Consider the following 17,753-nt stretch of genomic DNA (forward strand, 5'->3'; position numbering starts at 1 on the left):
CGGGGGCGCGGGGCCGGTAGCGCCACTAGTTGTCGGCCGATCCAGTGATCTCGGCCAGCACGCCTTCCGCGACCATCTCCTCGACCGACTTCGGCAGCAGGTAGGCGGTGCCGCCGCCCGGCTGCTCGAACCACGGCACGGCCACGCCGGTCAGCACCTCGAGCGGGCGGCGCAACCGGTACACGCGGTACGGGCGGTTGATCCACGACGGCACGAGGCTGCGTTCCGGGAACGGCGTGCCCGCCACGTAGACGAGGTTGCCGCTCTGGTCGCCGTAGCGGTCGATCTCGGTGCCCGCCGGCAGTTCGAACATCTGCTTGTGGCGGAACAACGTCAGCGGCGGCTCGCCCGCGAGCGGCGAGATCGGGAACTTCCGCTTTGACGGTTCCTCCTGCGCCACGGCGGCGGCGACCGGCGAGGGGGCCGGAGCCTGCTGCGGTGCGGGTGGTGGCGGAACCGGCTGCACCTTCGTCGGGGCGACGGCCGGCGCCGGCATCGGTGCGGGCGGGACCACCTGCGCCGGGGCCTGCGGCTGCGGGGCCAGCGGCGGGCGCTGCGGGGGCACGGGACGGCGCGGCTCCTCGCGGAAGCCGTTGGTCATCGGCCGCTGCGGTGGCTGCGGTGGCTGGGGTGCCCGCGGCGGGATCGTGCGGAAGTTGCCCAGCACCAGCCTGCCCACCAGGTACGCCGACGCGTCCTCGACCTTGTCGAACCGCACCGGGTTCTTGGGGCCGTGGTCGAACCAGCTGACCTCCCAGCTGTCGCCGTCGAGGCGCAGCGTCCAGGTGCGGTCCGCGGGCTCGCCGCCGATCCGGAACACGCCGTGCGGCACGTTGAGGTCGTCCAGCGCGCGGCGGGTGCCCGCCAGCTCGCGGTCCTCCTCCGGCGTGACCTGCCGCGGCGGCTTGACCGGTTCCGGCTCCGGCTCCGGTTCGGGCTCGGGTTCCGGCTCCGGTTCGGGATCCCTGAACAGCGCCGCGTCGAACTGGGTGGTCTCCTCCGAGCGCGTCGGCTTGGGCACGGGGGCCAGGGGCAGCACCTCGGGCTCCGCGACCGGATCCGGCTCGAAGTGCGAGTCGAGCCGGTCGTCGAACCGGTCGTCGAACTCCGGGTCGACCGCCGCCTCGAACGACGTCGTCGACTCGATCTCCTCTTCGGCGAGATCGGGCTCGTCCCCGGTCACGGGGACGACCGGGTGCTCCTCGGTGACCTCGGCCGCGCTCTCCAGCGGCTCGTCGAGGACCGGGCTCCACGCCATCGTGTCCTGCATCGCGTCGCGCGGACGTTCCTCGGTCTCGGCGTCGAGGTGGTCGGTCAGCTCCGCTTCGTGCTGGTGCGTGAGGAGCACGGGCTCGTCCGGCCCCGCGGTGGGGATCTCGGGTTCGTCGGCGACGTCCACGTCTTCGTGTTCGTCCGCGACGACCGTTTCGTTCGGCTCCTCGGCGACGAACTCGTCGACCGGCTCGGGAACGACGTCCCGCATCGGCTCGCGCACGGGCTGCCGGACGATCTCCGACGCGGACTGCCGCACGGGCTCCGGCTGCCGGACGGGTTCCGGCTCCGGTTCCCCGAGCTCGCTCGGGTGCGGGGCGAAGAGGTCCATGCCCGCGCCGTACGTGTCGCGCAGGGTCCTCTCGTCGATCGTGTCCGGCACGCCGTCCGAGTCGAAGACGACCCGGTAGGGAGGACCGTCGCCGGCCAGCGGCGGCACGGCCACGGCGAGCGTCTCGCCCGGGTCGGCGGCCACGGGCTCCGGCGCGACCTGCGGCTGCTCGGTCGTGACCTCGGCCGCGACCGGCTCGGGGTACATCGGCTCGAAGTCGTACTCCTCCGGCTCGTCGCCGGCCTCGAACTTCGGTGCCGCGACGAACTGCGTCGCGTCCGCCGCGGGGGCGGGCTGCGGCTCCGGCTCGAGTTCGACCGGCGTCGGCACGACGGTGCCGGGAGGCGCGGCGGGAGCGCCCAGGTTCGCTGCGGCGCCGAGCCTCGACTCCTCGCTGACCTCGGGCAGGCCGAACCCGGCGGCACGCGCCCGTTCGACCAGCTCCGGCTCGGGCGGGACGCCGTACTTGCGCAGGTAGTAGGAGACCCCGGCGGGCCAGATCCACACACCGTCCGTCTGGAACCCGGACGGCACGACCGGCGGCGCGTCCGGGTGCAGCACGTCGTTGTCGAAGCCGCGCCCGGCCACGGCGACCGGCGCGTTCGACAGGTACGCGAGCAGCGGCGCGACCTCGGGCTCGGGCACCGGCGGGCGGTTGACCGACGGACGACCGTTCGGTCCGGCGCCGTCGAACACGCGGGCCGTGCGGAACACCGGCGTCGGCGGGTTCATCCTGCGGCGCAGCCAGTCGGGGATGTTCTCCTCGGCACGCGGGAAGAACCTCATCTCGTCGACGTACGCCTGCTGGGGCGGAGGGGTCTGCCAGCTCGGCTCCGCGCGGTCGAAGTCGAGGTTGTAGCTGGAGGGGTGATCGAGCTGGTACCTGGCGTTGGTCCAGCTGCCCCGGCCCTCGCGGTGCATGCCTGCCCGCAGCCGCGCGAACAGCGAGGCCACCTCCTGGGGCACCTGCCACGCACGCTTGGTTCCGTCCTGCAGCCGGAGTTCGGCCTCCAGTTCGAAGTACCGGCCGGTGGCGCGGTACTGCGCGATCACACTGCGCCAGTCCTCTGGTGCGGCCCGCATCAGAGTCAGGCCGATCTGCTTAACCAGAGCGTCCTGCTCGGTAGGGTTCAACGGCTTCGGCTCGGACACGCCAACATCTTCCCCCGCAACTCGCCGGATCGCACACGTCCCCCGCCACTGCGCCGAACGGTGGAGGCCCGACCATAACGCGGTGGACGTGCAAGGTTAAAGCTGATCAAGAACACCTTTGACCGATCTGGAGGCGATGTGACGCGGTCCGCGCAGGTGACCGGCGGTCTGCTGGCGGCGGCGGGCGGAGTGGCCATCGCGGTCCAGGCGCGCGTCAACGGATCGCTCGCCCAGGAACTGGGCAACGGCCTGCTGGCGGCGTTGATCTCCTTCGGCGGAGGGTGGTTCGTGCTGCTCGCGGTCGTCCTGACGCGACAGTCCGGGCGGGACGGCCTTTCGAGACTGCGCGACGCGCTGCGCCGCCGCCGCATCCGATGGTGGGAGTGCATCGGTGGCATCAGCGGCGCGGTGCTCGTGGGCTCGCAGGGACTGGCGGTCGCGACCATCGGTGTGGCGGTGTTCACGGTCGCGGTGGTGATCGGGCAGGTCGTGAGCAGCATGGTCATGGACAACCTCGGGGTCGGTCCCGGTGAGTCGAAGCCGATTACGAAGACACGTGTCGTCGGAGCGGCCGTCGGTGTTATCGCGGTCACTGTCGCCGTGTCGCACCGGTTCACGACGCCCGGAGAGTTGTGGCTCGCGGTGCTGCCGCTCGTCGCGGGCCTGCTGATGGGCTGGCAGCAGGCGGTGAACGGGCTGGTGCGCGAGGCCTCGGCCAACTCGATGGCGACGATCCTGGTGAACTTCAGCGTCGGCACCGCGGCGCTGGCGCTGGTCAACGCCGTGACGTGGAGCGGTGTGCCCGGCGCGTTCCCCTCCACGTGGTGGCTGTACCTCGGTGGGTTGCTGGGCATCGTCGGCGTGGGCGGGGCGATCACGTCGGTGCGGTTCATCGGCGTGCTGATGGTCGGGCTGTGCGGCGTGTGCGGCCAGCTCATCGGGGCCGTGCTGCTCGACGCGGTGAGCGGGCACCTGGCGTTGCCGACGGTGATCGGCGTGGTGCTGACGCTGGTGTCGGTGGGCGTCGCGGCCCTGCCCAATGGGAAGATGAGGACGTGACTGCGACGCTGCTCAACGGCAACGAAACCCGGAACGCGCTGTTCGAGGACCTGAAGGCGCGGGTCGCCGCGCTGCCCGGCTCCGTGGGCCTGGCCACCGTGCTGGTCGGCGACGACCCCGGCTCGCACTCGTACGTCAAGGGCAAGCACCGGGCGTGCGAGAAGGTCGGCATCTCCTCGATCCGGCGCGACCTGCCCGAGTCGACCACGCAGCAGGAGCTGGAAGCCGTCATCGACGAGCTGAACGCGAACCCCGAGGTCACCGCGTACATCGTCCAGCTGCCGCTGCCCAAGCACCTCAACGCGAACGCGATCCTGGAGCGCATCGACCCGGCCAAGGACGGCGACGGCCTGCACCCGGTCAACCTCGGCAAGCTGGTGCTCGGCGAGGAGGCCCCGCTGCCCGCCACGCCGCGCGGCATCGTGGAGCTGCTGCGCCGCTACGACGTGCCGATCGCGGGCGCGAACGTCACCGTCGTCGGCCGCGGCGTCACCGTGGGCCGCCCGATCGGCCTGCTGCTGACCCGCCGCTCCGAGAACGCCACCGTGACGCTGTGCCACACCGGCACCAAGGACCTGGCGGCGGAGGTGCGCCGGGCGGACATCGTGATCGCCGGTGCCGGCAGCCCGGGCCTGATCACCGCGGACATGGTCAAACCGGGCGCGGCCGTGGTCGACGTCGGCATCACCCGCACCGAGGCCGGTCTCGTCGGCGACGTGGCCCCCGAGGTCCGCGAGGTCGCCGGCTGGCTCGCCCCGATGCCCGGTGGCTCGGGCCCGATGACCGTCGCGATGCTGCTGACCAACACCGTCGAAGCCGCCGAGCGCGCCCGTGCAGCGGTCTGACGCCGAGGCGCTCATGCCGGAACAGCGCTGGCGCTCGGGCCCCGCGAAGCACCTGCCGTTCGCGCTGGTGCTCGGGGTCGGCGTGCTCGGGCTGGTGCGGATCTTCCAGTACCACTGGCGGCAGGGCGCCGTGCTGCTCGGGGTGTCGTTGCTGGTCGCGGCCGTGCTGCGGATCCTCGTGACCGACGAGCAGGCGGGTCTGATCAAGATCCGCGGCCGGGGCATGGACGCGTTCCTGTACTCGACGCTGGGCATCGTGGTGATCGCCGTCGCACTGACGATCACCGGCGGCCCGCTGAGTCGTTAGTCCGGGCCGATGGCGCGGTTCACCATGACCTCGACCAGTTCGTCGAGGTCCATGGTGGCCACCACGTCCGGCAGCGTCAGCCGCTCGTAGATCAGCCCCGTCATCGCGAAGTACAGCGAGACGACGGTCATGCGGTCGCCCGGCAGCTTCGAGTCCTCGTTGAACGCGACGTTGGCCTCGAGGTTGCCGGCGATCGTCCTCGTGAGCGCCTCACGGATCTCCGGCCTTCTCGTGGCCTCCAGCCGCAGCTCCATCATCGCGAGGTAGCAGGCCTTGTCCGCCTCCGCCCGCTTGATGATGTCGTGCATGAACTTCACGGTCAGCGACCTGTCGCGCGGCAACGCGAGCGACTCCGCGACCGACTCGTCGGACGGCATGAGCCGGTCGTGCACCCGCGTCATCACCGCCGACATCAGCTCGTCGCGGTTCGCGAAGTAGTTCGACGCCGTGCCCGCCGGCACCTCCGCCTTCGCGTCGATCGCGCGGTAGGTCAGCCCCCGCGCACCTTCTCGCGCCAGGACGTCGATCGCCGCGTCCAGCAGTGCCGTGCGCCTTGCCTCGTTCCGGACCACGCCGCCTCCTTGACAACCACTACAGGCATAGTACTACAGTTGTCGTGGTTGAACTGACTGAGGGGATCATCGCTTTGCGAAAGCTCGTTTACTACGTCGCCGTCACGCTCGACGGGTTCATCGCGGCCGAGGACGGGACCTTCGACGGGTTCCTCTTCGAAGGCGACCACATGGAGGGCATCAACGCCGTGTACGCGGACACGCTGCCCACCCAGTTCCGCGAGGCACTCGGCCTGCAGGACACGCCGAACCGCAACTTCGACACCGTCCTGATGGGCCGCAACACCTACCAGGTCCCCGGCGGCCTGGCCTCGCCCTACGCACACCTGCGCCAGTTCGTCGTGTCCACCCAGGTGACCGGCACCCCGCCCGACGTCGAGGTGATCAACTCCGACGTCGTCGGCCGCGTGCGGTCGCTGAAGGCGGAGGACGGCCTCGACATCTGGCTGTGCGGCGGCGGCAAGCTGGCCGCCGCACTGCTGCCCGAGATCGACCGGCTGCTGCTCAAGATCCACCCCGTGGCGTTCGGGCGCGGCATCCCGCTGTTCGACGGAAAAGCCGGCATCAGGAAGTTCCAACGCACCGATGCGCGACTGTTCGAGAGCGGAGTTTCGTTCATGAGTTTCGACCGCGTTTAAGAAAATGATTGACGGCGAGCAGTGCGCGCCGTAATACTTGTGCCACACACCAAGCCGAAGGGGATGTCATGAGCAGCCAGCAGATGCGAGGCGAGAGCTTTAGCAGCTTCGTCGCGTGCGTGCGCTCCTCACGACGCCCCAGCTCCTCGCGACCGTTTTCGCAGGTGAGCTCCTTGTAGTGGCATGAGCACGAAGGCCACTCAGGGAGCCGCCCATCGGGAAACCGATCAGGGCGGCTCTCTTTGTTTGCTGTGCATTTTTAATTCTTGCCCTTGTAGCTCAATGGACAGAGTGCGGCACTACGAACGCCGAGATTCAGGTTCGACTCCTGGCAGGGGTACTAGCGGGTGCGAGGGAGACGGCAACCCACCTCATTTGGGATGAGGACACACCGCGTTCGACTCGCGGGCATCCGACGGAAAGGCGTCCTCCGGGACGCGCAAGGCTCTTTAGCTCAACTGGCAGAGCACCGGGGTGAAGTTCCGGCGGTCAGGGTTCGACTCCCTGGGGAGCCACGCAGGACGAAGGAGGGCTGGCCGAGTGGTAAGGCACCGGATTGCTGATCCGTGGTCCAGCGATTGTCTGGCGCGCGTTCGATCCGCGCGCCCTCCGCGTCCTGAAAGGAGGATTGGCCGAGCCCGGTAAGGCAGCTGTCTCGAAAACAGTGGTCAGCGCGCGAGCGCTGCGCAGGTTCGAATCCTGCATCCTCCGCTCCACCCAGTTCGTGTCCTCTGAAGTGCTGGCGGCGGCACGCCCGACTGTTACGCGGGAGGACCAGGTTCGAATCCTGGCAGGGGAACCGAGGCCGGTGCCGCTCTGGCGACACCGGCCGTTCCGGCTCAGCCGGGGTCACCGCGCAGACGCGCGGCCAGGCGTTCGATCTCCGCGTCCAACTCGCTTTCACGCTGGGCACGGGCTTGGCGGTCGGCGACGTCGAGGCGTTCCATCCGCCCTTGCCGTTCCCGCTCGATCCGCTCCAGCTTCACGTCCATGATCGCGGAGTCCCGCCGTTCGAACAGGTTGACGTGGCTGCCGTGCAACCGCTTGTCCGCCTCGATCTGCCGGGCGATCAACCTGTCGTACGTCGTCGAGCCGTTCATCCACTTGGCCAGCACCGGCAAGCAGTCGAAGAGCACCAGCAACAACCGCAGGGCCCAGTGTCCGAGGGTCACCGCCAGGCTCTCCTCGGAGAGCTTGCCCAGGGCCTCGAACTCCTCGAGGATGCCGGTCTTGACGCGGTTCGCCTTGCGCTCCTCGACCTTCTTCTCGATCGCCTCGGTGACCTCGGAGCCGTAGGACGCCTCGGTGGACTGCAGCTTGGCCTTGAGTCCGACGATCTGGGTGTCGAGACCCCCGAGGTCGACCTGCCGCTGGTCGAGCCGTGTGTCCCTGCGGTACTGGTCAGCGCTGTTGCGGTTGCGCGTGCACTCCGGCCCCTCCCCGGGGACACCCGTCGTCAGCGCACCTGCGACGCCCTTGCACTCGGCCTGCGCGATGGTCTCGAGCTCGTTCCACCTCCGCAGGTACTCGTCGACCTCCTTCTTGAGCTCGTCGCGCTTCACGACGAGACCGTCGTACTCACCGCGAAGGGCGCCCAGGGAGCTCGCCAGGTTCAGGTGGAAGTCGGCGCACTCGGGGGTGTCCACCACCGCGCCGTTCGACGGGTTGCACGCTTTCCAAGTGCCGGCGTAGCGCGCGATCTCGTCGGCACGACTGTCCTCGACCTGCTTCTCGATCGCCGGGTGGAAGACCCAGACCACCAGGGGTTCGGCGATGGTGAGCCCGAGCAGCACCGAGATCACCAGCCGGGGCACGAAGACGATGAACCGCGTGCCGGTCGCGCCGTGCATGCTGGCGATCAGCCAGCTGTCCAGGTTGATGATCATGAGCGCCCAGAACATCGCCACCGGTGCCACGGCGAGCACTCGCCACCACGCGTCGCCACCCAGCAGCTGGCTCAGCACCACCAGGATGGACAACCCGCTGAGCGCACCCGTGGTCAGCACGATCACGCCCATCTTGGTGTAGCGCGGGCGTTCCTCCGGCGCCCAGTCGAGCACGTCCTCCTTGATCCCGATGACAGAACGGAGCCGGCGGCCGAACCCCAGGTCGGGGAACGCGGGCCGGTACGGGCTGACCGGGATCTCGGTGAGGTCCTTCGGCAGGGCGTCAGTCGGCATGCTCTTCCCTCAGCTCGTCGGCCACGCTTCGCTCGTCCTCGATCTCCTTCGGCTTGTCGTCCGCGACGACCTCCGGCTCGATCGCGGGAGGGGTCATGTCGAGCACGTCCGCCAGGATCTTCTCGACCGGCAGGTTCTGGGTGTCCAGGAACCCGCGTGCGGCAAGGGTCTGCACGAGCTGGACGTTCGCGTCGAACCGGCGTCGCTCGTCCTCGCGGTCGGCGGCGTCGCGACGCAACCGCTCGGCGCGCGCCGCGTCCCGGTCGTACCGGTCCGACTCCAGCTGGAGCCGCTGGTAGTCCCGATCCCGTTCCAGCTTCAGCAGCTCGTACTCGCGGTCACGAGCCTCCCGGCTGTCCGCCAGCGCGCTCTCCCGGTCAGCTTCGGCCCGCAGTTCGCTGACGAGCTGGCGCTGGTCCAGCTTTCCGGCCGCCACCGCGTACAGCAGCGCGTTGCGGGTGTCCCCGTTGACGAGCGCCAGATCGCGTTCGAACTGGTCGCGCTCGAACTCCCGGCGCGCGGCCGCCTGCCTCAGCTCGTGCTGGTCGTCCGCCGTCTCGATCAGGTGCACATGACTGCGGTCGACGGTCTCCAGGGCGTGCCGGTGGCGTTGGTCGCCCACCTGCACGGTCCGCTCGTGGCCGCGCTGGTCGAGCTCGACGTCGTTGCGGTACCGCCTGCGGACCTCGTCCAGCGTCTGATCGTCGCGTTCGGACTCGTAGACGAGCCGGTGGGCCTGGGCCTGCTGCTTCAACGCCAGCGCGTGCTCGCGTTCCTTGTCCCGCACGGTCTTCTCGAACTCGACCAGCTCCTGCGGCGTCAGCACCTCGACGCCGGCGAGCCTGATCATCATGCCCGGCACGCTGATCGGCCGGACCTCGAAGTACGCGCGGACCTGCGCCGAGACGTCCCGGATGACCTCGTTGATGTCCGAGTACTTCCGTGCCAGCCCGAGCTCGAACAGGCGCTGATGGCTGGTCAGGTAGCTGTGCAGCACAGTGGCGGCGTTGACGCCGTCCCGGACCACGACAACGGGGTCGGTCACCGTGCAGGTGAACGTGACGTGGACGGTGAAGGCGCTCGCCTCACCGCTCTGAATGCTGACGGCGACCAGCACCGGGGCATCGCGGCTCATGTCCACGAGGCTGACGTGGGTCGCCCGGACGACCTGTTCGTCACGCGGGCCGAGCCTGCCGAAGTCCGGCAGGTACTCACCGTCGACGCGGTACACGAGCATCTCGTGCGCCGCGGCCTTCGGCAGTTCGTCCGGCTCGCGGAACTTCCTGCCCATCCCGAGCGGCCCTCGCTTCGGAGAGGGAGCCAGCGGCCGGTGCGTCACGATGGGATAAGGACGAGTCATGATGTCGGCCCCTCGGTCTTCCTTCTGTTCTGCAACGTCTCGAGCAACACGTCGATCAGCGCGTCCTGATCGCTGCGCTTGTTCCGGTGGCGCACGACGTCCAGGGACTCGCGCAACGGCACCAACTCCTCGACCGGCACGGCATCGGCCAACGCCTCGCCGAGACTCCTCGCCTCGTCCGGCCTGAGAAGGTCCAGGGATTTGAGCAGCGCGCGCACCGCGTCACGGCGATGCGGCCGGCTGAGCAACACCGCCGCCCAGACACGAGCGACCAGGTCGAGCCGGTCCGGCCGGTTTCGGATGAAGTGGTGGATCGCCAGCTGATACCGCGGTCCTCCGCGGACGGTGAGCACCGCCAGGATCGCCCTGGTCACCAGCTCACGCTTGCGCAGCGGAGGTGGTCTGACCTCGAAGTCGTCGAGCACGCGGACGAGCAGTCCCAGCACGATCGCACCGTGGCGAGGTTCGTGGACGAGCGTCGCGAACAGCGTCGCGAACGCCTGCACGTACGCCTCGGCATCGGCGTCAGGGCTTCGCTCCATCAGCTTCCAGGTCCTGCGCAGCGCTTCGGTCGGGAACCTCGCCGCCAGCTCTCCGCTGAGCACGACCGCGGCGGTGAGACGCTGCACACGCGAGCCGAACATCGTCCAGCCGCGCACGATCCGCAACGCGACCGGCGCCGTGTCCTCGTCGAAGCACATCAGCCAAAGGACGATCGCTGCGGTGTCACGCCCTTCGTCACCCAGTTCACCGCGCGACCACGGTTCGAGGTAGGACTCCTCGACCTCCACCGCGTCCGTCTCGGCCAGCAGAGCCAAGCCGCGGGCGACCTCGAAGTCGACCCCGTCCTCGACGATGTCGTGGATCCAGACCTTGACCGCGTCCCAGAACGGGGTCGGCATCCTCTCGTTGAGCTCGGCGAGAACGCAGACCCGGCAACCGGAGTCCTTGAACGTCAGCACGCGGATCGCCGTCTGCTCGCGGATCAGCTTCTCGGTTCTCATCAGGCTGTCCTTCCCGAGCCGGCGCGCACGGGACTGGTCGAGCACGGGTTCGGTGCCGCCCTCGACAGGTTCCTGTTCCGGCAACGGAAGCAGCTCCTCGAGCCGCGTCTCGAGCATCGCCAGACGTGACTCGAACTCGCGCTCGCTCACCCCCGTGCCGAACGCCAGCGTGGCGATCTCCACGATCTCCTTGCGCGTACGAGGCTGCTCGAACCATTCACGCGCGCTCTGCGCGGACGCGATGTCCAAGTGCCGCAACGCTTCCAGCACCGGCTCGCCCGCACCGACGCGCGTCGTCACGTCAGCCAGGTCGTCCATCGGGCAGTCCGCGGGAAGGACCGTCATGAGCTCTCTCACGACCTCCAGGTCATCACCGAGATGCGCACGAAGCACCGTCTCGACGCTGACGCGCTCCCAGAAGACGTTCTTCACGGAGCCCGAAACCTCGGCCACGGAAGCGGTGCGGGTGATCACGAGAAACGCACCCGCCTCCCGCACGGCTTCCCGGACGGCCATCCACGCGAAGTCCGTGTCCGCTTCCTTCGCGGTGTCGACCTGGTCGACCACGACATAACCGTGACGAGGTTCGTACGTCCGCGTGGCCAGCTCGTGCGGTGTGATGACGGGCGAGAGCGCGACCAGGGGTCCTTCCGTGCGGGCGCGGAGCATCGACAGCGCGCCTGCCCGCTTGCCGGAGCCACGCAATCCGCTGATGACCACGACGTGGTCGTCGAGCAGGTACTTCTCCGCCTTGGCCTGACACGGAGGCGTTACGTAGTGCTCGAGCGCGTGCCGCACGTCCTGCGGATCGAGCTTGCCGGTGTCGGGACCGAGCCGTTTGCCGCGCCCACCGGAGTCCATCGATCCGAACATGCCGTTCGGCGCGTAGACGCGCTCCTGGAACACGTTCAACGCGCCGATCTTCACGGCGTCCGCGAGGCGTTCGCTCTCCTCGGCCGGTCCGTCGTCGACCGGATCTCCCTCGTTCTCAGCCGCGGCGGTCACGCACCACTCCGAACACTCCGTGAGGTGCGTACACCCGCTCCTCGAACTTGTTGAACACCTCGGCGTGAATCGCCGGACCGTCCGAAGTGGACTTCCTGGGCGGTGCGGGCGCGGAGGTCGGGGGTTGCGCCGCGGCACCGGGCAGACGCATCCAGCCGCGTTCCGAGAAGGTCTTGACCTTCACCTCGGCGGCCTGGAACTCACCGGCGTCGAGACCGCGTTCGCCGTGCACGACCACTTCACGGTAGAAGCGGTCGGAGATGATCACGCCGAGCCGCGTCTCCGGCGAACCCGACATGGCTTCGCGCAACGCGGGCGCGTCTCGCAGCCGCGCCGCTCGCACCACCGCGTCTCCCTGGACGTGCGGCGGGTTCAGGACGACCTCGCCGAAGTCGACCGCCATCCGCAGCCTGAGCTGGTACTGCTCGCCGGCAACACGGTTCACGTCTGCCAGCGCGATGGCGATCTCGCGCAGGACGAAGTCGGCGAGGATCCAGGACCGGGACACCTCGGCGCCGATCACCATCGTCGCGCTGTCCCCGTCCGGCCGCCTGAAGGCTGAGGCCAGCGGTTGTCCCGCTGCCTTCGCCGCGGAGAAAGCCAGGTCGAGCACGGTGTTGTGGGCTGAGTCGAGATGGGCTTGACGACGTCTTTCACCGGACGAGCCGACCACGTCCGAGCTGATCACCGTCTGGGAAAGGGCAAGCGAGGTCACGGGACTCCTCAGGTGCTGCGGTGGTGTGGTGGTCACCCTGAGACGCACTCCGGCGAGCCACCACATCCTGTGATGGTTTTCGAGCAGATCGCGCGATTCAGGCAAATGGCGCAAGGGACTTGCACTCGGCCGTACCGGGTGGTGACGAGGTTCCGGTCGCACAGCCGCCGCAACGACCGGTGCGTGGCCACGAGCGACGCCGTGGCGAGGTGAGCGAGTTCGCACTGGCGCAGCGGAATCTCGACCTGCGGCTGCGAGGAGTCCTCGACGAAGACCACGATCATGTCCGCCAACGCCTGCAGCACGCGGATGTCGACGCACTCCGACGTCATGGCCGCGGTGTGGTTCTCCGCGGCGCGGAGACGGAGCGAGACCTGCCTGGTGACTTCACGCGCGGCCTTGGGGTGGTCGTCGAGGTATTCGAGGAACCGGCTGCGGGCGATCTTCACGCCCGACACCCGGCCCTGTGCGAGCACAGACGCCGACCGCACTCCGTCGTCCACACATGCGATCTCGCCCAGCAACTCGCCAGGGCCGCGCACGGCGAGCAACCGCGTACCGCCGGAGTGGTCGTTGCTCATGACCTTGACGACGCCCGAGCGGACGACGATGACGCAATCACCCTCCTCGCCCTGCCGCATGAGGTGGTCACCCGGCTGATACTCGACCGCTCGTCCTCTTCCGAGCAGTTCGGTCAGCTCCCGCGCGGACAAACGGGTGGCGAAGTTTCCTCCGTCACGCATGACTCCCCTTTCCGCATGCGCTCAGCGCAGGCGAAATTCCAAGCGGATAAGAAAACCGACGACCTGTGCACGCAGAAGCCTGCCCAATGGCAGGAGCTCACGCGATGTCGTTCAGCACGGTTCTTCTGCGTCAAATGGCACACTCGACGCCATCGCGCTCAACGCTCCCGGCGCAATGACCACCAATTTGCGCCGTCGAGTGATCACGACGCCACGCTCTCGAAGTGTCCGCAACCCTCGTGCGACAGCCTCACGGGACGCGCCGATCGCCCCGGCCACCTCCTGCTGAGACAGTTGCACGGAAATCTCCACGCCATCCGGCGCCGCGACACCGTGCTGACCCGCAAGCCTCAGCAGGAACGCGGCAAGGCGCTCCGTGGCGCTGTGCGCCGCCTGCTCCAGCCGCCTGTTGTCGGCCCTCCTCAGACGGTCCGCGACGTGCACGACCAGCGCGATCGCGATGGCGGGCCGCTCGTGCAGCGCCCCGACGAACCGTTCCGCCGCGAGCAGGACGGCCTTGGTCTCGCCGAGCGTCCACACGTTCGCGGAACGTGCTCTGCCGTCCAGAACGGCGACTTCACCGAGCACGTCGCCACTGCCCCGAATCGCGAGAATGGCCTCATATCCCGTCGAGGACGTCATTGTGATCTTGACCCAGCCGTCGACGACCAGAAGCACGTGGCCGGCCGGGTCCCCGTGCCGGAACAACGCCTCGTTCGCGCCATAAGTACGCGCGGAACCCAAGTCCGTCAGCCATTCCCAATCGCCCTGACTTATACGACCTCGGAACGATCCCGGCGTCGGCTCACTGGCGCCCTGCACTCATCCCCCCGGATGTCGGTCGAAGCAACGCGAGACACCTTGCTTCATTCCGATGGCAGATTTCTAGCTACTGCGGCGTACGGCGTTCATTCGTCGCCGAACGGTTACGAACTTCAGCTCCATTCAGGAACGAAGTCCGGCCTCGACCAGATCCAGCCGGGACTCCGAACATCCCATGATCATCTGATCTGCAATGGGTCACATGGCACAGATTCGCTGGGTCACGTGACGCGGTGGGATCAGTACCCGCGCACCATGCTGGGACGAGCGCCGCTCCGCATGACGAGCGGTCGGTCATCCCCCATCATCCCGAGGAGCGTGCTCATGGTCGTTCTGTGCAAGGTTTCCAAGGTGATCCAGGTGGTCCTGCTCTCGCTCATCGTCGGCTTGGCGATGGGTTTCTTCCTCTCCCAGGCAGCGGAGACCGAGCCACGCCCGCACACCCCGCTCAGCGGAAGTCCCGTGACTTCGACGGGATCCGCAGGTCCAGGTGCTGCAACCGGTCCGCCAGCAGGCTGATCACACCGTCGGCCGACTCCACCACACCTCGCACGAGCATCGCGCCACTACCGCGCGCCACCCGCCGGTACCGGGCCCACAACCCCGGCGAGCACACGACGTTCACCATTCCCGTCTCGTCCTCGATGTTGAGGAACGTGACGCCGCCCGCCGTCGCCGGCCGTTGCCGGTGTGTCACCGCGCCGCCGATGAGCACCCGCGTACCGGGTTCGACCGAGGTCAGTGCGTCCACCGGCAGCGCGCCCATCGAGTCCAAAGTGGACCGCACGAACTGGGTGGGGAAGCTGTCCGGGGACAGGCCGGTGGCCCAGACGTCCGCCACCGCCAGTTCGACGTCGTCCATGCCCGGCAGCGCGGGTGCGTCGACGCCGACCACGGTGCCGGGCAGGCGATCGGACCGGATCGCGGCCACCGCGCCGGCCGCCCAGAGCGCCTCGCGGCGTTCCAGGCCGAAGCAGGAGAAGGCGCCCGCGGTGGCGAGGGCTTCTACCTGGGCCGCCGTGAGCTGCACTCGGGTGCCGAAGTCCTCCATGTCGCGGAACGGTTGTGCCGCAACGATGCGCTCGGCGTCCGCGTCGCCGATGCCGCGGACGGCGGACAGGCCCATGCGGACGGCGTTCTTGCCCTCGAACGGTTCCAGGCCCGCCCAGGGAAGCGACCGGTTCACGCACGGGCCGTGCACCGTCACGCCGTGGCGGCGGGCGTCGATCACCAGCGACTGCGGTGAGTAGAAGCCCATCGGCTGGGCCCTGAGCAGGGCCGCGCAGAACGCCGCCGGGTAGTAGAGCTTGAACCACGCGCTCACGAACACCAGGTGCGCGAACGACAGGGCGTGCGACTCGGGGAAGCCGAAGTTGGCGAACGCCAGCAGTTTCGCGTAGATGCGGCCGGCCAGCTCCTCGTTGATGCCCTGGGCGGCACAGCCCTCGTAGAAGCGGTCACGCAGGCGTTCCATGCGGGCGGTCGAACGCTTGGCGCCCATCGCGCGGCGCAGCTCGTCGGCCTCGGCGGCGGTGAAGCCGGCCACGTCGACCGCGATCTGCATGAGCTGTTCCTGGAACAACGGCACGCCGTAGGTCTTCTTGAGCGCGTTCTCCAGCAACGGGTGGTCGTAGTCCCACTCCTCCTGCTTGTTGCGGCGCCGGATGTACGGGTGCACCGAGCCGCCCTGGATCGGGCCCGGCCTGATCAGCGCGACCTCGACGACCAGGTCGTAGAACTCGCGCGGCTTCAGGCGCGGCAACGTCGCCATCTGCGCGCGGCTCTCCACCTGGAAGACGCCGACCGAGTCGGCCTTCTGCAACATCTCGTAGACGCGCTGGTCGTTGAGGTCGAGCCGGCCGATGTCGACGTCGACGCCCTCGTGGTCGCGGACGAGGTCGATGGCGTAGTGCAGCGCGGAGAGCATGCCGAGGCCGAGCAGGTCGAACTTCACCAGGCCGATGGACGCGCAGTCGTCCTTGTCCCACTGCAGGACCGTGCGCTTGTCCATGCGCGCCTTCTCCACCGGGCACACCTCGCTGACGGCGCGGTCGCAGATCACCATGCCGCCGGAGTGGATGCCGAGGTGGCGCGGGAAGTTCTCCAGCTGCGCGGACAGTTCCAGCACGTCCCGCGGGATGTCGCAGTCGTCGGTGGTGGCGCCGAGCGGCCCCCACCTGTCTATCTGCTTGCTCCACGCGTCCTGCTGGCCCGGCGAGTGGCCGAGCGCTCGCGCCATGTCGCGCACCGCGGAACGGGCGCGGTAGGTGATGACGTTCGCCACCTGCGCCGCGTGCCTGCGGCCGTACTTCGCGTAGACGTGCTGGATGACCTCCTCGCGCCGGTCGGACTCGATGTCGACGTCGATGTCGGGAGGACCGTCGCGGGCGGGGGCGAGGAACCGTTCGAAGAGCAGGTCGAAGCGGACCGCGTCGACGTTGGTGATGCCGAGCGCGAAGCACACGGCGGAGTTCGCCGCGCTCCCCCTGCCCTGGCAGAGGATGTCGTTGCGCTTGCAGAAGTTCACGATGTCGTGCACGACGAGGAAGTAGCCGGGGAAGCCGAGCTGCTCGATGACCTTCAGCTCGTGCTCGATCTGCCGGAACGCCTTCTCGTCGCCGTCGGGGTACCGCCGCCGCGCGCCCTCGTAGGTGAGCCGGCGCAGCCAGGTGATCTCGGTGTGGCCGCTCGGCACGTCGAACGGCGGCAGCTTCGGTGCGACCAGCCGCAGGTCGAACGCCAGCTGCATGCCGAGCAACGCGGCGTTGTGCACGGCGCCGGGGAAACGGCGGAACCGGTGGAACATCTCCTCGCCGCTGCGCAGGAACGCGGCGGGTGACGGCGGCAGCCAGCCCGCCATGTCGTCGAGGCTGCTTCGTGCGCGCACAGCGGCCATCGCGGCGGCGAGCCTGCCCCGGCTCGGAGTCGCGTAGTGCACCGCATTCGTTGCCACCACTGGAAGTTGCAGCTGCTGCGCCATCGCGTTGAGGATGTCGTTGCGCCGGCTGTCCTCGGGCAGGCCGTGGTCGGTCAGCTCGACGTAGACGCGTCCCTTGCCGAACAGATCGGTGAGCCTGACGATCTCGGCGTACGCCGCCTCCGGGCCCTCTCTCACCAGCGCTCGGCGCACGGTTCCCTTGCGGCAGCCCGTGAGCACCACGACGTCGCCCTTGGTGTCGGCGACGATCTGGTCGATGTCGTAGACGGGTTTGCCCTTCTCGGCGTTGTCGTCGAGGTGTCCGGTGGTGAGCGTGCGGCACAGCGCGTGGTAGCCGTCCTGCTGGCGTGCCAGGAGAAGCAGGTGGTCGCCCTCGGGATCCGGTTCGCCGTTGGCCGGCCTGCTCAGTCCGATGCTCAGCTCGGCACCGAACACCGTGTGCATGCCGAGTTCCTTGGCCGCCTCGGCGAACCGCACGACGCCGTACATGCCGTCGTGGTCGGTGATCGCGATGGCGTCGAGCTTGAGCCGCTGCGCCTCCTCGACCAGTTCCTCGGGGTGGCTCGCGCCGTCGAGCCAGCTGAAGTTGGAGTGGCAGTGCAGCTCCGCGTACGGGACGCGCTTGCGGGTGACCGCCATTTCGTCCGCGTGCAGCGCGAAACCCGGCGGGGCGGTGTAGCGGTCGCGGCGTCTTGCCCACCCCGGACCGTCGCCGCCGTCGGGCTTCTGCTCGTAGGGCTTGCCCGACAGCGCCCGTTCCAGCTCCCGCCAGCGGACCGGTGGGTTATTCCAGCCCATCGGCTTCCTTGC

13 protein-coding genes and 5 tRNA genes are annotated in these 17,753 nt (G+C 68.8%); 9 read left to right on the forward strand and 9 right to left on the reverse strand.

The features are described from left to right. Window positions 1–25 precede the first annotated feature (25 nt). Window positions 26–2,755 (reverse strand): glycohydrolase toxin TNT-related protein, encoded by a 2,730-nt coding sequence (locus AB0M48_RS19520; RefSeq protein ID WP_363843614.1) that lies wholly within the window; start codon window positions 2,753–2,755, stop codon window positions 26–28. 138 nt (window positions 2,756–2,893) lie between these two features. On the opposite strand from AB0M48_RS19520, the gene AB0M48_RS19525 reads away from it, so the two are divergent. From AB0M48_RS19525 to AB0M48_RS19535, 3 genes are read left to right on the forward strand one after another with little or no spacing between them, the layout of a single operon-like run. After that, window positions 2,894–3,814 carry a DMT family transporter gene (locus AB0M48_RS19525; protein WP_363843617.1) on the forward strand — a complete coding sequence of 307 codons (921 nt, stop codon included), beginning with the start codon at window positions 2,894–2,896 and terminating at the stop codon, window positions 3,812–3,814. After that, the gene (locus AB0M48_RS19530) at window positions 3,811–4,659 is read left to right on the forward strand and encodes a bifunctional methylenetetrahydrofolate dehydrogenase/methenyltetrahydrofolate cyclohydrolase (RefSeq protein ID WP_363843620.1); all 849 of its coding nucleotides are present in this window, start codon (window positions 3,811–3,813) and stop codon (window positions 4,657–4,659) included. The genes AB0M48_RS19525 and AB0M48_RS19530 overlap by 4 nt, the downstream gene beginning before the upstream one ends. A gap of 13 nt (window positions 4,660–4,672) precedes the next feature. Then, window positions 4,673–4,966 (forward strand): DUF3017 domain-containing protein, encoded by a 294-nt coding sequence (locus tag AB0M48_RS19535; protein WP_266039385.1) that lies wholly within the window; start codon window positions 4,673–4,675, stop codon window positions 4,964–4,966. Here AB0M48_RS19535 and AB0M48_RS19540 read toward each other — a convergent pair. Continuing rightward, the gene (locus AB0M48_RS19540) at window positions 4,963–5,538 is read right to left on the reverse strand and encodes a TetR family transcriptional regulator (protein ID WP_363843623.1); all 576 of its coding nucleotides are present in this window, start codon (window positions 5,536–5,538) and stop codon (window positions 4,963–4,965) included. The genes AB0M48_RS19535 and AB0M48_RS19540 overlap by 4 nt on opposite strands. Before the next feature lie 44 nt (window positions 5,539–5,582). On the opposite strand from AB0M48_RS19540, the gene AB0M48_RS19545 reads away from it, so the two are divergent. From AB0M48_RS19545 to AB0M48_RS19570, 6 genes are all read left to right on the forward strand, one after another. After that, window positions 5,583–6,176, forward strand: a complete 594-nt coding sequence (locus AB0M48_RS19545; RefSeq protein ID WP_363843626.1) for a dihydrofolate reductase family protein — start codon at window positions 5,583–5,585, stop codon at window positions 6,174–6,176. Between the two features lie 268 nt (window positions 6,177–6,444). Next, window positions 6,445–6,516 (forward strand) — tRNA-Arg (locus tag AB0M48_RS19550). A 103-nt stretch (window positions 6,517–6,619) separates the two neighbouring features. Continuing rightward, window positions 6,620–6,691 (forward strand) — tRNA-Phe (locus AB0M48_RS19555). Between the two features lie 11 nt (window positions 6,692–6,702). Then, window positions 6,703–6,788: transfer RNA gene (locus tag AB0M48_RS19560), tRNA-Ser, on the forward strand. 10 nt (window positions 6,789–6,798) lie between these two features. After that, window positions 6,799–6,887: transfer RNA gene (locus tag AB0M48_RS19565), tRNA-Ser, on the forward strand. Between the two features lie 16 nt (window positions 6,888–6,903). Then, window positions 6,904–6,975, forward strand: a tRNA-Asn gene (locus AB0M48_RS19570). A 40-nt stretch (window positions 6,976–7,015) separates the two neighbouring features. On the opposite strand, the gene AB0M48_RS19575 is transcribed toward AB0M48_RS19570, so the two are convergent. The 7 genes from AB0M48_RS19575 to AB0M48_RS19605 all read right to left on the reverse strand — a co-directional run bounded on the left by AB0M48_RS19575 (window position 7,016) and on the right by AB0M48_RS19605 (window position 17,741). After that, window positions 7,016–8,356, reverse strand: coding sequence for a DUF4407 domain-containing protein (locus AB0M48_RS19575; protein ID WP_363843629.1), 1,341 nt, complete (start codon window positions 8,354–8,356; stop codon window positions 7,016–7,018). Beyond that, a complete protein-coding gene (locus AB0M48_RS19580; protein WP_363843632.1) occupies window positions 8,346–9,647 on the reverse strand; it encodes a hypothetical protein in 1,302 nt (433 codons plus the stop codon). Before AB0M48_RS19580 ends, AB0M48_RS19575 begins: the two co-directional genes overlap by 11 nt. Before the next feature lie 65 nt (window positions 9,648–9,712). After that, complete coding sequence (locus AB0M48_RS19585) at window positions 9,713–11,725, reverse strand: hypothetical protein (protein WP_363843635.1); 2,013 nt, start codon at window positions 11,723–11,725, stop codon at window positions 9,713–9,715. Further along, complete coding sequence (locus tag AB0M48_RS19590; RefSeq protein ID WP_363843638.1) at window positions 11,709–12,440, reverse strand: hypothetical protein; 732 nt, start codon at window positions 12,438–12,440, stop codon at window positions 11,709–11,711. The genes AB0M48_RS19585 and AB0M48_RS19590 overlap by 17 nt, the downstream gene beginning before the upstream one ends. Before the next feature lie 32 nt (window positions 12,441–12,472). Further along, on the reverse strand, window positions 12,473–13,183 hold the full coding sequence (locus tag AB0M48_RS19595; protein ID WP_363843640.1) for a Crp/Fnr family transcriptional regulator: 711 nt from the start codon (window positions 13,181–13,183) through the stop codon (window positions 12,473–12,475). Between the two features lie 111 nt (window positions 13,184–13,294). Further along, window positions 13,295–13,927, reverse strand: coding sequence for a Crp/Fnr family transcriptional regulator (locus AB0M48_RS19600; RefSeq protein ID WP_363843643.1), 633 nt, complete (start codon window positions 13,925–13,927; stop codon window positions 13,295–13,297). A 526-nt stretch (window positions 13,928–14,453) separates the two neighbouring features. Next, a complete protein-coding gene (locus tag AB0M48_RS19605; RefSeq protein ID WP_363843646.1) occupies window positions 14,454–17,741 on the reverse strand; it encodes an error-prone DNA polymerase in 3,288 nt (1,095 codons plus the stop codon). Window positions 17,742–17,753: the final 12 nt, after the last annotated feature.

It is taken from the genome of Lentzea sp. NPDC051208 (genome assembly GCF_040682435.1).
In the GTDB taxonomy this organism is placed as follows: Bacteria; Actinomycetota; Actinomycetes; order Mycobacteriales; family Pseudonocardiaceae; genus Lentzea; species Lentzea kristufekii.